Origin of the sequence: Emcibacter sp., assembly GCF_963675455.1 — a bacterium.
Taxonomy (GTDB): domain Bacteria; phylum Pseudomonadota; class Alphaproteobacteria; order Sphingomonadales; family Emcibacteraceae; genus Emcibacter.
In genome coordinates this window covers 3,176,279-3,190,410 of the sequence record NZ_OY776217.1, presented here as the reverse complement: position 1 = coordinate 3,190,410, position 14,132 = coordinate 3,176,279, and the positions used below count along the sequence as shown (strand labels likewise).

Annotated in this window: 15 protein-coding genes; 13 read left to right on the top strand and 2 right to left on the bottom strand. The window is 58.7% G+C overall.

The window, feature by feature from the left end:
* Nucleotide 1: 1 nt before the first annotated feature.
* The 13 genes from ACORNT_RS14870 to ACORNT_RS14810 are packed head-to-tail and all read left to right on the top strand — an operon-like array spanning nt 2 to nt 12,198.
* Nucleotides 2-904, top strand: a complete 903-nt coding sequence (locus ACORNT_RS14870) for an enoyl-CoA hydratase (protein WP_321392517.1) — start codon at nt 2-4, stop codon at nt 902-904.
* The gene (locus tag ACORNT_RS14865) at nt 904-1,989 is read left to right on the top strand and encodes a nitronate monooxygenase (protein WP_321392515.1); all 1,086 of its coding nucleotides are present in this window, start codon (nt 904-906) and stop codon (nt 1,987-1,989) included. The genes ACORNT_RS14870 and ACORNT_RS14865 overlap by 1 nt, the downstream gene beginning before the upstream one ends.
* Nucleotides 1,979-2,728, top strand: a complete 750-nt coding sequence (locus ACORNT_RS14860) for an enoyl-CoA hydratase family protein (RefSeq protein ID WP_321392512.1) — start codon at nt 1,979-1,981, stop codon at nt 2,726-2,728. The genes ACORNT_RS14865 and ACORNT_RS14860 overlap by 11 nt, the downstream gene beginning before the upstream one ends.
* 2 nt (nt 2,729-2,730) lie before the next feature.
* Nucleotides 2,731-3,891 (top strand): acyl-CoA dehydrogenase, encoded by a 1,161-nt coding sequence (locus ACORNT_RS14855; RefSeq protein ID WP_321392509.1) that lies wholly within the window; start codon nt 2,731-2,733, stop codon nt 3,889-3,891.
* A gap of 3 nt (nt 3,892-3,894) precedes the next feature.
* Nucleotides 3,895-4,929, top strand: coding sequence for an acyl-CoA dehydrogenase family protein (locus tag ACORNT_RS14850; protein ID WP_321392506.1), 1,035 nt, complete (start codon nt 3,895-3,897; stop codon nt 4,927-4,929).
* Nucleotides 4,930-4,947: 18 nt separating this feature from the next.
* Nucleotides 4,948-6,099 (top strand): acetyl-CoA C-acetyltransferase, encoded by a 1,152-nt coding sequence (locus ACORNT_RS14845; RefSeq protein WP_321392503.1) that lies wholly within the window; start codon nt 4,948-4,950, stop codon nt 6,097-6,099.
* A 12-nt stretch (nt 6,100-6,111) separates the two neighbouring features.
* On the top strand, nt 6,112-7,020 hold the full coding sequence (locus tag ACORNT_RS14840; RefSeq protein ID WP_321392500.1) for an SDR family oxidoreductase: 909 nt from the start codon (nt 6,112-6,114) through the stop codon (nt 7,018-7,020).
* A gap of 3 nt (nt 7,021-7,023) precedes the next feature.
* Entirely contained in the window at nt 7,024-8,151 is a 1,128-nt protein-coding gene (locus ACORNT_RS14835; protein ID WP_321392497.1) for an acyl-CoA dehydrogenase family protein, read from the top strand.
* A 16-nt stretch (nt 8,152-8,167) separates the two neighbouring features.
* Nucleotides 8,168-9,355 (top strand): acyl-CoA dehydrogenase family protein, encoded by a 1,188-nt coding sequence (locus tag ACORNT_RS14830; protein WP_321392494.1) that lies wholly within the window; start codon nt 8,168-8,170, stop codon nt 9,353-9,355.
* A 12-nt stretch (nt 9,356-9,367) separates the two neighbouring features.
* Nucleotides 9,368-10,147, top strand: coding sequence for an SDR family oxidoreductase (locus tag ACORNT_RS14825; protein ID WP_321392491.1), 780 nt, complete (start codon nt 9,368-9,370; stop codon nt 10,145-10,147).
* Nucleotides 10,148-10,157: 10 nt separating this feature from the next.
* Nucleotides 10,158-10,616: a MaoC family dehydratase gene (locus ACORNT_RS14820; protein ID WP_321392488.1), complete on the top strand. Its 459-nt coding sequence runs from the start codon at nt 10,158-10,160 to the stop codon at nt 10,614-10,616.
* A 4-nt stretch (nt 10,617-10,620) separates the two neighbouring features.
* Entirely contained in the window at nt 10,621-11,007 is a 387-nt protein-coding gene (locus ACORNT_RS14815) for a nuclear transport factor 2 family protein (protein WP_321392485.1), read from the top strand.
* Nucleotides 11,008-11,016: 9 nt separating this feature from the next.
* Complete coding sequence (locus ACORNT_RS14810) at nt 11,017-12,198, top strand: acetyl-CoA C-acyltransferase (protein ID WP_321392481.1); 1,182 nt, start codon at nt 11,017-11,019, stop codon at nt 12,196-12,198.
* Nucleotides 12,199-12,267: 69 nt separating this feature from the next.
* On the opposite strand, the gene ACORNT_RS14805 is transcribed toward ACORNT_RS14810, so the two are convergent.
* A complete protein-coding gene (locus ACORNT_RS14805) occupies nt 12,268-13,239 on the bottom strand; it encodes an aromatic ring-hydroxylating oxygenase subunit alpha (RefSeq protein ID WP_321392477.1) in 972 nt (323 codons plus the stop codon).
* An 18-nt stretch (nt 13,240-13,257) separates the two neighbouring features.
* Entirely contained in the window at nt 13,258-14,124 is an 867-nt protein-coding gene (locus ACORNT_RS14800) for an amidohydrolase family protein (RefSeq protein WP_321392474.1), read from the bottom strand.
* Between the last annotated feature and the right edge of the window lie 8 nt (nt 14,125-14,132).

The following is a 14,132-nucleotide window of genomic DNA, read 5'->3' as shown; positions in this document are numbered from 1 at the left end:
TATGGCAGATGATCTTGTGGACCCGGTAAAGACGAACATCAGTTACGAGACCGACGAGCCGGTACTGTACCGGACCGAGGGGCCGCTGGCATATATAACCCTCAACCGGCCCGACTATCATAATGTGCAGAATTCCCAGATGACCTATGCGCTGGATGATGCCTTTCGCCGGGCCACAGATGATGACGAGGTCAAGGTCATCATCCTGAAGTCCGACGCCAAACATTTTACCGCCGGGCATGATATCGGTACGCCGGGGCGGGATTTTGACAAAAGCTTTGATCGCCGCCTGATGTGGTACGACCATAGCAACAAGCCGGGGGCGGAAAAGGCCTATATCCGGGAACAGGAAGTCTACCTCGGCATGTGTCGCCGCTGGCGGGATATTCCCAAGCCGACCATCGCCCAGGTGCATGGCGCCTGTATCGCCGGCGGGTTGATGCTGGCCTGGGTCTGTGATCTGATTGTCGCCTCCGATGATGCCTTTTTCCAGGACCCGGTGCTGCAGATGGGGTTTCCGGGGGTGGAATATTTCGCCCATAGTTTTGAGCTGAATGCCCGTATTGCCAAGGAATTTCTTTTTCTAGGTGAACGCATGACGGCCCAGCGGGCTCATGAGATGGGCATGGTCAACCGGGTGGTGTCGCGGGCGGAGCTGGAAGAGACGGTGAAGGTTATGGCCGAGAAAATCGCCACCCAGCCGCGGCTCGGATTGCTGCTCACCAAACAGGCGATCAACCATATGGAAGACCTGCAGGGTAAGCGTACCGGTATGGATGCGGTTTTCGCCATGCATCATTTTGCCCATGCCCAGAACCAGTTGGTGAAGGGCGATTATATCGCCGGGTTTGACGGCAAGAGCATGGCCAAAGCCAATAAGGATAAAGAGGGCGGGGACAAATAATGAAGGCGTTTGAGACAGCCCTCACGCAACAGCTCGGCTGCCGCTATCCGGTGATCCAGACCGCCATGGGCTGGGTGTCTTCGCCGGATCTGGTGGTGGCGACCTCGGAGGCCGGGGGTTTCGGGTTCCTGGCCGGTGCAGTGATGACGCCGCAGGAAGTGGATGCCGGAATTCAGGAAATCAAGTCCCGGACCGACAAACTGTTCGGGGTGAATTTTCATATGTTTCAGCCGGGCGCCAAAGAAATTGTCGAAAACATCCTGTCCCATAGTGATCGTGTACGGGCCATTTCTTACGGGCGCGGTCCGGACGGGGCGACGGTTCAGCGCTTCAAGGACGCCGGAGTTCTCTGTATACCGACGGTGGGCGCGGTGCGTCATGCGGTCAAGGCGGTCAGGCAGGGGGCTGACATGGTGGTCATCCAGGGCGGGGAAGGCGGCGGCCATACGGGTGCGGTACCGACAACACTTTTGCTGCCCCAGGTTCTGGATGCGGTGGAGGTGCCGGTGATTGCTGCCGGTGGCTTCCGCGACGGACGCGGTCTGGCGGCGGCGCTGGCCTTCGGGGCGGCGGGCATTGCCATGGGAACACGCTTTCTGCTGACGCAGGAAAGTCCGGTGCCCCTGCAGACCAAAGAAAGATACCTTGCGGCCTCGGTCGACGAAATTCCGGTGTCCCGCCAGGTGGACGGTATGCCGCAAAGGATGGTCATGAACCGGGTGCTGGCCGATCTGGACGGGGCGAGCAAAGCGGGGCTTTTGCTGCGGGGAATACGCAACGGACTGGCCTTTAAGAAGATGACCAATGCCAGCCTGATGACCATGCTGAAGTCAGCCTGGAACATGGCGAAGAAAACAGACATGACCATGGGCCAGGTGATGATGTCCGGCAGTGCGCCGGTGTTGATCCAGAAGGCCATGGTGCAGGGCCATCCGGACGAGGGGGTTTTGCCATCGGGCCAGGTGGCCGGATTGATCGAGGACATCCCCACGGTTGCAGAGCTGATCGACGGGATTGTCAGGGAAGCGGAACAGAGGATCGCAAGCCTTTGTGGCGGGAAAGAGGGACAGGGACATGCCGATTAATGTGAACATCCATGACGGTATCGGGGAGATTATTTTCGACCATCCGCCAGTCAACGCCTTTGACAGCAAACTGTGGATGGAGCTGCCGCAACTTGTGACAAAAACCGCCTCCAATCCGGAGGTAAAAGTGGTGCTGATCCGGGCGGAAGGCAAGGGCTTCCAGGCCGGTGTGGATATTAAGGAACTGCAGGCGAAACCGGATATGATCCCGCTGGTCAACCGGGGGAATTTCCTTACCGGCCAGGCCATCCACAAGGCCGAGGTGCCGGTGGTTTGCGCGGTGCATGGCTTCATCATGGGCGGCGGTGTCATTATCTGCGGCGCATCGGACACCATTATCGCCTCGGAAGACGCCTTTTTCGCCCTGCCGGAAATCGATCGCGGGGCCATGGGCGGCGCGTCCCACCTGTCGCGCATGCTGCCGCTGCACAAGGTGCGGGCGGCCTTCTTTACCGGCAGCAACATCACCGCTGAGGAAATGTATCGTCTCGGCGCTGTGGAAAAAGTGGTGCCGAGAGACAAGCTTTATCAGGAGGCACTGGCCTTCTGCCAGGTGATCGCCTCCAAAAGCCGCAAGGCGCTGGCTATCGCCAAGGAAGCCCTCAACGGCATCGAAGCCGCCGATGTGGACCGCAACTATCGTTGGGAACAGGGCTTTACCCTGGAAATGTATATGGAAGAAGACAGCCAGAAGGCGCGCGACGCCTTTGTCGAGGGCGGCAAGAAGGCGGACTTCTGATCATGGCGCTGACCTATACCGACAAACAGAAGGCGTTCCGGGTAGAAGTGCGGGCCTGGCTCAAGGCGCAAGTACCCTCCGCACCGTTGCCGTCCTTCGACACTAAAGAGGGGTTCGAGGCGCACCGCCATTGGGAAGCGACCCTGAACGAAGGCAATTACGGTATGGTCACCTGGCCCACAGAATTTGGCGGGCGCGGGGCCGACCTGATCGACTGGCTGATTTTTGAAGAAGAATATTACACTGCCGGGGCGCCCCTTCGGGTCAACCAGAACGGCATTTTCCTGCTGGGTCCGACCCTGATGGATTATGGTACGGAGGAACAGAAGGCCCGTTTCCTGCCGCGCATGGCGTCGGGCGAGGATATCTGGGCCCAGGGCTGGTCCGAACCGGGAGCGGGTTCCGACATGGCGGCGATCAGGACCAAGGCAATCCGTGACGGCGATCATTATGTCATTAACGGCCAGAAGACCTGGTCGACCCGGGCAGCCTATGCGGACTGGTGCTTCGGCCTGTTCAGGACCGACCCGGAAAGCAGCCGCCATCACGGTTTGAGCTTTATCCTGTTGCCGCTGGATTCTGAGGGCATCACCATCCGGCCGATACTCCAGCTCAACGGCCAGACCGGTTTTGCGGAAATCTTTTTTGATGATGTGCGGGTGCCGGTGGAAAACCGTCTCGCCGGGGAAAGTGAGGGCTGGAAAGTGGCCATGGCCACGGCCGGGTTCGAGCGCGGGCTGATGCTGCGCAGTCCGGCGCGATACCAGATGGCGGCGAAGAAGCTGGTGGAACTCTATCGCAAACATGCGGACCGGGTGCCAGCCAGCGTGCGCCGGCGGGTGCTGGATGCTTGGCTGGAGGCGGAGGCCTATTGCCTGTCCACCTACCAGACCGCCTCGCGTCTGATGGCAGGCGGTTCCATCGGGTCGGAAGCCAGTCTGAACAAGATCTTCTGGTCCGAACTGGACCGCAGCCTGCACCGGACCGCTCTGGCGATCCTGGGGGCCGGGGCCGACCTGATGCCCCACGCGCCCGGTGGTGAGGGCAACGGCAACTGGCTTGACGGCTATCTTTTTTCGCTGGCCGGACCGATCTATGCCGGCTCCAACGAAATACAGCGCAACATCATAGCCGAGCGCCTGCTTGGCCTGCCGAGGGGATAGGTCATGGAATTTTTGTTTACACAGGACCAGCTTGACTTTCAGGAAGCAGTTAAAATTTTTCTGGCCGGCGAATGCGATGTCGCACATCTGCGTCAGATGGTGGAGAAGGGCGAAACCTTCTCTCCGGACCGCTGGCGGCAACTGGCGGAAATGGGCCTGATGGGGCTGATGCTGCCGGAGGAAGTCGGCGGGCTCGATCTGACCATTCGGGATTATATCCTGATTGCCGAGGAATGCGGTTATGCGGCATTGCCGGAACCGCTTCTCGAAACAGCAGTGGTGACCGCGCCACTGCTGGCGGAGGTTGGTGGTCAGAAAGAACTATTGAACAAGGTTTGTAGCGGAGAGGCGATGATCGTCCTGGCTGACAGCCGTATGCCGGTGGTGACCTACGGTGATAAGGCGAAAGTTGTGTTGAGCTTCGACGGACAGGCGATCCGGCTTGACGATTCACCTGCGTTGCAGGCCAGCGAAAGCATCGATCCGCTACGCTCGGTGTTTCTCTATGAGAGTAAAGGTATCACGATTTCCGAGGGGGAAAATGCGGTAAAGCTGTGGTGGTCAGCGCTTGATCGTGCGAGCCTGATCGCCGCCGCCCAGCTTTATGGCCTCGGTCGTCGCATGGTCGACATGGCCGTGGCCTACGCCAATGACCGTCACCAGTTCGGCAAGCCTATCGGCTCTTTTCAGGCGGTCAAACATCATCTGTCTTCGGTCATGGTAGCGCTGGAATTCGCCCGGCCCTTGATCCATCGCGCAGCCTTTAGCATGACGGACAGCGATCCTCTGGCGGGGTTGCATGTGGCCCAGGCCAAGCTCAGGGCCGGGGAAGCGGCGTTGCAGGCGGCGGAAAGCGCCCATCAGGTGCACGGCGCCATGGGCTATACCTATGAAGTGGACCTGCATCTCTGGATGAAGCGGGTCTGGGCGCTCAACGCAGCGGCTGGTGACCTGTTGGCGCTTGAGGATCAACTGGAAAAAACGGTGCTGGATGGCGACCTGCCTCTCGGCCCGGGCGCCACATTCGGCGCAGCATAAAGATTTGGGAGAAGAAACGTGAGCGAAGCCTATATTATTGATGCGGTAAGGACGCCGGTCGGACGGCGCAAGGGATCGCTGGCCGGGGTGCATTCCGCCGATCTGGGCGCAGTACCTCTGAATGCGCTTATGGAACGCACGGGGGTTGACCCGTCGGCCGTGGAAGATGTGATTTACGGCTGCTGCGATACCGTCGGCAGTCAGGCGGGCGACATTGCCCGGACCTGCTGGCTGGTGGCGGGGCTGCCGCAACATGTGCCCGGCACCACCATCGACCGCCAGTGCGGCTCTTCCCAGCAGGCGGTGCATTTCGCCGCCCAGGCGGTGATGAGCGGCACCCAGGACCTGGTGGTGGCCGGCGGCGTGCAGAATATGACCCAGATTCCGATCAGTTACGCCATGCTGGCGGCCCAGCCGCTGGGCATGGCGGATCCTTTTACCGGTTCACCGGGATGGGTTAAGCGCTACGGTCCGGATCAACTGTCCCAGTTCAACTCCGCCCGGATGATCGCGGAAAAATGGGACATCTCCCGGGAGGAGATGGAACGTTTTGCTTTTGAAAGCCATCAGCGGGCGGCCCGGGCGCAGGATGAGGGACGGTTCGAGAATGAGATTACCCCGGTGGGCGACTTCCGGGCGGATGAAACCATTCGCCGGGATACCACGCTGGAGAAAATGGCAGAACTTGAGCCGCTGGATGAAGGAAGCCCCATAACTGCAGGTGTTGCCAGCCAGATTTCGGATGCCTCAGCCGCAATTCTGATCGCTTCCGCGCAGGCGGTGAGGGATCATAATCTGACGCCACGGGCGCGTATTCATCATATGAGCGTGCGGGCCGACGATCCGGTCTGGATGCTGACCGCCCCGGCACCGGCCACGGAATATGCGCTCAAGAAATGCGGCATGAAAATGCAGGATATGGACCTTGTGGAAATCAACGAAGCCTTTGCTTCTGTGGTCCTGTCCTGGGCTAAGGATATGGAGGCGGATCTTTCAAAAGTCAATGTGAACGGTGGGGCCATTGCCCTCGGCCATCCGCTCGGCGCGACCGGGGCGCGCCTGATGACGACTTTGTTGAATGAACTTGAACGGACCGGCGGGCGCTATGGCCTGCAGACCATGTGTGAAGGTGGCGGGCAGGCCAATGTCACCATCATCGAACGACTGTAAGGGAAGAAGAGAATGACTGGAATTTGTGAGGGACGTGTTGTTCTGGTGACCGGCGCGGGTCGGGGGCTCGGCCGGGAATATGCCCTGGAACTGGCCAGGCAGGGCGCCAGGGTGGTGGTTAACGACCTGGGCGTCAGTAACCAGGGCGAGGGCGGTGAAAGTACCCCTGCAGAGCAGGTGGTGGCGGAAATCGCGGCGCTCGGCGGGGAGGCCGTGGCTAACTTCGGAGATGTGTCCGACATGACCTCCGCCGGGGAGATGGTGAAACAGGCGCTGGATACCTTTGGTGACCTGCATGCGGTGGTCAATAACGCGGGCATCGTGCGCGACCGCATGTTTGTTTCCGCGACAGAGGATGAGTGGGACGCCACCATGAAGGTTCATCTCAAGGGCCATTTTGCCGTGGCGTCAAACGCTGTGGCTTACTGGCGCGGCAAGGCCAAGGAGACCGGCGGCACCGTGGATGCCCGGATTATCAACACCACCTCCGGCGCGGGTCTGCAGGGCTCCATTGGTCAAAGTGCCTATTCAACAGCCAAGGGCGGCATTGCGGCCCTGACTTTGGTGCAGGCGGCGGAGCTTGCCCGTTACGGCATTACTGCCAATGCGCTGGCACCGGCGGCCCGGACTCGCATGACCGAAGCGGCCTTCGGCGAGGCCATGGCGGCGCCCGACGGCGGATTTGACGAAAATGATCCGTCCAACTGTGCGCCCATTGTCGCCTGGCTGGCGAGCACTGAAAGTGCGGAGGTAACCGGCCAGGTGTTTGAAATCAAGGGCGGCATGATCATGCTGGAAGACGGCTGGCGCGAAGGGCCCTCCGTGGACATCCATGCCCGCTGGAAACCTGAGGAAATCACCGATGTGGTCAAAGGCCTGCTGGAACAGGCCGTACCGGCCCGCAAAGTCTGGGGAAGCTGAGTTATGAATTTTACTTTTTCCGAAGAACAGAATCTGATCCGGGAAACCGCCCGGGGATTTCTCGCGGAACTGTCGCCTGCAACTGTTGTGCGAGAGTGGATGGAAACAGAAAAAGGCTATGATGACGGCGTCTGGAAACGGCTTGCGGAAGAAATGGGCTGGGCGGCACTGGTCATTCCCGAAGCCTATGACGGGCTGGGTCTCGGTTATGTGGAACTGACCATCATCATGGAGGAATGCGGTTACCGGCTGACCGGCTCACCGCTGTTCGCCACCATTTGCCAGGCCGCCCAGGCTCTGATCCACGGCGGCACTGAGGCGCAGAAATCACAATATTTGCCGGCCATTGCCGCCGGGCAGAGCACAGCCACTTTTGCCTATGGTGACGGCGGTAGTTTCGGGCTTGAAGATATCACGCTCAGCTATAGGGGAGAGGGTGACGGCTTCGTTCTGAATGGCACCGCCGGACAGGTGATTGACGGCGTTAGCGCCGATCTGATTGTGGCCGCGGCCCGCCTGGAAAGCAGCGCCGACGAAAGCGGTGTTCGCCTCTTTGTCCTACCGCAGGAGATGGCAGGTATTTCTGTCACCACGTTAAAAACTATGGACCAGACCCGGCGTCTGGCCCGTATTGAGTTCGACAATGTAACCGTGGGTACGGATGCAACGCTGGACGGCGGTTGGGACTGTTTTGTCAAAACCTGCCGCATTGCCTCCATCATGCTGGCGGCGGAACAGCTTGGCGTCTCCCGCTGGTGCCTCGATACAGCGGTGGCCTACGCCATGGACCGGGTCCAGTTCGGCCGGGCCATCGGCTCCTTCCAGGCCATCAAGCATAAATGTGCCGACATGATGGTGCGAGTGGAAAGTGATATTTCCGGTCTTTATTATGCCGCCTGTGTCGTTGACGCGGATACGGACGAACTGGCCGAGGCCTCTCCTGTCGCCAAGGCGACGCTGTGCAGTGACGCCATGAAAAATGCTGCCGAATGCTTGCAGATTCACGGCGGCATCGGCGTTACCTGGGAAGCGGACGTGCATCTTTATTTTAAACGCGCCCGGGCCGGGGAAGCCTGGCTGGGCGCACCCACCTGGCATCGGGAGCAGATGGCTCTTGCGATGAATTTGTAAGGGAAGGGAAAGAAAAATGGACCTGAATTTTTCACCACAAGAGAATGCCTTCCGCGAGGAAATCAGAGGCTGGCTCGAGGTGCATCTGAATGGCGACTTCGCCCACATCAAGGGTCTCGGCGGCACCGGCGAACAGCTTGAAGGTTTCGAGCAACGCATCAAATGGGAACAGTTCCTGGGCAAGTCCGGCTGGGCGGCCATCGGCTGGCCCAAAGCCTTCGGCGGCAAGGGGGCGAGCCTGATGGAACAGGTGATCTTTGCCGAGGAATATGCAAGGGCCGGGGCGCCGGGACGATTGACTCATATCGGCCTGGAACTGGCGGCGCCGACCATCATGGGTTTTGGCACAGACGAGCAGAAAGAGCGCTTCCTGCCGAAGATCCGCGATGCGGAGGAACTCTGGTGCCAGGGCTTTTCCGAACCGGGGGCCGGATCCGACCTGTCCAACATCCGCACCAAGGCCCGGCTCGAAGGAGACGAATGGGTGATCGAGGGCCAGAAAATATGGACCAGCCACGCCCAGCATTCCGACTGGTGTTTCCTGCTCTGCCGGACCGAGGAAGGGTCCAGAAATCACAAGGGGTTATCCTTTCTTCTTGTACCAATGGATCAACCGGGTGTGGATGTGCGTCCCATCAAACAACTGACCGGAGATTCCGAATTCAACGAGGTCTTCTTTGACGGGGCTCGCACAAAAGCCGACCTGGTGGTTGGCGGGGAAGGCAACGGCTGGAAAGTGGCCATGGCGACCCTCACCTTCGAGCGTGGTGTTTCCACTCTGGCCCAGCAGGCCAACTTCCGTAATGAACTGGACGAGATTATTGCGCTCGCCAAAGCCAATGGAAAAGCCAAAGATCCGATCATTCGCCAGCGTCTTGCGGAAGCCGAGATGGGGCTTCGGGTGCAGCGTTATAATGCCCTTCGTACCCTGACCAATGCGGAAAGCGGCACCTTCAGCCGGGAAGGCTATATCGCCAAAATTTTCTGGGCCAGCTGGCACCGGGATCTCGGCAAGCTGGCCATGGATATCATGGGGCCGGAGGCGGAACTGATCAGTCAGGACCAAGACTACAAGATGAAGCGGCTGCAGAATCTGTTCCTGTTCAGCCGATCCGACACAATCTATGCCGGGACCAACCAGGTGCAGCGGAATATCATCGCCGAGCGGGCGCTGATGATGCCCAAGGAGCCCCGCGGGGCCTGAGGAGAGAAAATCATGACCACTATTCCCCCCTATGTGCCGGGCCATAATTTACTCAAGGGCAAGACTGTGCTTGTGACCGCTGCAGCCGGCACCGGCATCGGATTTGCCGCCGCCAGAAAAGCGGTCGAGGAAGGCGCACGCGTTTTTATCAGCGACATTCATGAAGGCCGGTTGGCAAAAGCTGTGGAAACCATCGAGGCGGAAACCGGTCAGCGCCCGGGAAGTCATCTGTGCAACGTTACTCAGGAAGAAGACGTGCAGGTACTGATTAAGGCCGCCATCGCCGAGATGGGCCATGTGGATGTGTTAATTAATAACGCCGGGCTGGGCGGCTCCGTGCCGGTGGTCGACATGAGTGACGACCAGTGGAATATGGTGCTGGATGTGACCCTGAACGGCACCTTCCGCATGACCCGGGCCATGCTGCGTCATATGTATGAGCGCAAGTCGGGCGCCATAGTCAATAATGCTTCGGTGCTGGGCTGGCGGGCGCAGAAGGAACAGGCCCACTATGCGGCTGCCAAGGCCGGGGTCATGGCGCTCACCCGTTGCAGTGCGGTCGAGGCGGCGGAACATGGGGTGCGCATCAATGCAGTCGCCCCGTCCATCGCCATGCATGCCTTTCTCAGCAAGGTGACCACCGACGAGCTTCTGGCCAAACTGACGGAGCGTGAAGCCTTCGGCCGGGCGGCGGAAGTCTGGGAAGTGGCCAATGTGATGATGTTCCTGGCCAGCGACTATTCCAGCTATATGACGGGTGAAGTGCTGCCTGTCTCCAGCCAGCGGGCCTGAGGAGGAAATCATGACACGTGTGTTCAAAAGTCCCAATGACCTGGCGGACGCGGTCGGTGAAACACTCGGCAGCAGCGAAAGCCTGGTCATCGACCAGGACCGTATCAATCTGTTTGCTGACGCCACCGGCGATCACCAGTGGATCCATGTGGACCCGGAGAAAGCCAAAGATGGCCCCTTCGGCTGCACAATTGCGCATGGTTACCTGACCCTGTCGCTGGTCAATATGTTCCTGCCGCAGATCATTGATGTCCAGGGTATTTCCATGGGCGTCAATTACGGTTGCGGCAAGGTGCGGTTTCCGGCTCCGGTCAAGGTCGATTCCAGAATCCACGGGGTCGGGGAACTGATCGCCGTGGAAGAAGTGAAGGGCGGCGTACAGGCCACGATCCGGGTGACCGTGGAGATAGAGGGCGAAGACCGTCCCGCCTGTGTGGTCGACACCATCAGCCATTTTTATCCGGAGTAGAACCATGCAGGACGTCATCGACATTGTAGAGCAAAGAACCAAAGCCGTTGAGGCCTATGTCCAGGCCTTTGAAGACGGAGATGCCGATGCTGTTCTGGTCCTCTATGCGGATGAAGCAACAGTTGAAGACCCCTATGGCACGGAAGCCATCAGGGGGCGCGACGCTATTCATGCCTTTTATCTCAAGGCCATGGAACTCGATGCACGGCTTTTCCTGGATGGCCCGGTGCGAGTTGCCGGAGATATTGCCGCCTTTCCGTTCACCGTGCACGTGACCTATGAGGGGAAAAAGCAGCGGCTCGAGGTGATCGATACTTTCCGTTTTGATGCTGAGGGAAAAATCATTGAGATGCGGGCCTTCTGGGGTCCGCTTAATATTCAGGAAGTTTAAGGAAGTAACATGAAAGAAGCTGTCATTGTTTCAACTGCCCGCACACCGATCGGTAAAGCCTTTCGTGGCGCCTATAACGATACCGAGGCTCCGGTACTCAGCGGTCATGTGGTGCGCGAAGCCGTGCGCCGGGCCGGCCTTGAGGGACATGAGGTGGAGGACTGCATCATCGGGGCGTCGGCACAGCAGGGCACCCAGGCTTACAATTTGGGTCGGCTGACGGCAGCGACGGCAGGCCTGCCGAACTCTGTTGCCGGCATGACTCTGGATCGCCAGTGTTCCAGCGGTATGATGGCCATTGCCACGGCCGCCAAACAGGTGATCCATGATGATATGCCTATTGTAGTCGCCGGTGGTGTGGAAAGCATTTCCCTGGTCCAGAACAAGCATAAGAATACCTACCGGGCAGTGTCCAAAGCGGTGCTGGAAAAAAGCCCGCATATGTATATGCCGATGATCGAGACCGCCGAAGTGGTGGCCAAACGCTATGGCATCAACCGCGAAGCGCAGGATGAATACAGCCTCCAGTCGCAGATACGCACTGCCGCCGCTCAGAAGGCGGGCAAGTTCGACGACGAGATTGTACCGCTGACAACCAGCATGATTGTGGTGGACAGGGAAACCAAGGAGACCTCCAATAAGGAAGTGACCCTGGAAAAAGACGAGGGCAACCGGCCGTCCACAACGCTCGACAGCCTTGCGGGCCTGAACCCGGTGTTGGACGGCGGCTGTATTACCGCTGGCAACGCCAGCCAGTTGTCAGACGGAGCCTCTGCGGCCGTAGTAATGGACGGAAAACTTGCGGAACAGCGGGGTCTTCAGCCGCTTGGCGCCTATCGCGGCATTGCCGTCGCCGGTCTTAGCCCTGATGAAATGGGTATCGGCCCGGTCTATACCATTCCCAAACTGCTGGACCGGCACGGGTTGAAAATGGACGATATCGGCCTCTGGGAACTGAATGAAGCCTTTGCGGTGCAGGTGCTCTATTGCCGGGACAAGCTTGGTATTCCCGATGAGATTCTCAATGTGAACGGTGGCGCAATCTCTATCGGCCATCCCTTTGGCATGTCAGGGGCGCGGATGGTCGGGCACAGCCTGATAGAGGGCAAACGCCGCGGGGCAAAATATGTGGTGGTCACCATGTGCGTCGGTGGCGGCATGGGTGCGGCCGGCCTGTTCGAGGTCTATTAAATAATCCCAAAAGAAAACCACCGGCTCATGACAAGCCGGTGGTACTCAGGTTACAGGGGCTGCCTGGAATCAGGCGGCCCCTTCAACGAAGAACTGGCTGTACCATTTGCGCAGGTCCATGATCGGACCGTCGCCGTCGCACAGGCGAATGGTTTTCAGGTGGATCTTGTTGTCCCAGATGGGTTTGTCTTCCTCAAACTGCTTGATCACTTCCTGAATGAACGCCTTGGACACACCGGCCTTGAAGGTTTCCGCATCTTCCTTCTTCTGCCAGAAGGAAAAGCGCACATGAACCTTGTCCCGGGCCAGGGGAGTCAAGCTGGACAGCAGGAAGGTATCGGCAATGCCGCTGAAACGGGTCCAGGCTTCGCCGGGGCCGCGGTTGAAGTTCTCGATCTTGCCCGGCACCACGCCTTTCGGGGTCCGCATGGGGGCGTCGACAAAACCACTACGCATCGGGCCGTCAATCTTGATATCCCAGTCGGTGGGGAATTCTTCGGTGCCATGTACATATTTGAAGTGGGCCACATCGGCGGCATTTTCCGCCATCTCCAGCGGATGAGTGTCAACGATCCATTCCTTGCGGCCGAATTCCGCCCACTCGTTGCTGCTGGTTTCCTCGTGTGGGGTAACGTCCCACATCGGCGCGACGTCTTCCGGATGATACCACATCCAGACCATGCCGTTGGCTTCGATAATGGGCCAGACTTTCATGCAGGGCTTTTTAACCTGCGGAGGGATCTTTTTGGCATAGGGGATATTGACCACCTTGCCTTCGCCGTCATATTCCCAGGCATGGAACGGGCAGGCGATATTGTTGCCGACCACCGTGCCGCCGCCCAGATGGGCGCCCATATGTTCGCAATAGGCGTCCAGCGCTCGTGGTGCGCCGTCTGCGCCCCGAAACAGGACAATGTCCTGATCGAAATAAGTCAGTGAATGAATCCCGTCCTTCCCCAGTTCATCGCTGTAACAAACCCCGAACCAGCCATAGGGCATGGGGTTGGGAAATCTTATGCCGTCTATTGGTCTTTTTGCCATGTTTTTTCTCCAGTCTCTTTAATTGTCAAGTTGGAATACCCGGAGGGCATTCTCCCGCAGGAATTTGGGCCAGACGTCTTCCTTGAAAGGCACCTCTGGCATGTCCCGGAATATCCGGTCCAGGGACAGGCCCATGGGGAAATAGCCCGCATACATGATCTTGTCCGCGCCCCTGCTATTGGCGTAATCAATGATTGCTTTCGGGTAATGTTTCGGGGCGAAGGCGCTGGTCGAATAATAAAGATTGGGATATTTCAGCATCAGTTTAACGGCCAGTTCTTCCCAGGGTTCGCCGCCGTGGCGCATGACGAATTTCAGTTCCGGGAAGAACCAGCAAACCTCGTCGATCAGCTCCACCTTCTGCGGTTCCATGGGCAGGCGCGGGCCGGGCACGCCGACACAACAGACAAAGGGGATGTCCAGATCCACGCAAGTGGCATAGATCGGATACCATTTCTTGTCATTGATGGGCACCTGTGGGCACATGCCGGACGGGAAGGCGGTCACCGCCTTGATGTCATATTCTTTCTTCAGGCGCCGTATCTTGCGCACTTCCTCCATGCCCAGGTTGGGGTTGGGGCTGTAATCGAAAAAGAAGCGGTCTTTATGGTGCTTGAAGGCATGCTGGATTTCCGGCTGTTCTTCGACCAGGCCGACCATGGCGCGCTCGATATTATGTTTGTCCATCTGGGCGATGGTATAGGCGACAAAATCTTCCTGTTCGCCGGTCTGGGGAATATCCCTGAACATATACTGGGCTGGCATTTCGAACATCTTGCGGCTTTCCTCGTCCAGGATCAGCGGCTTGATGAACTCGTACCAGCCGGAACGGTCCTCGCTTGCCGGAATGCCCATCATCAGGTCGATTATCTTGATGTCTTTCATTGGTTTTC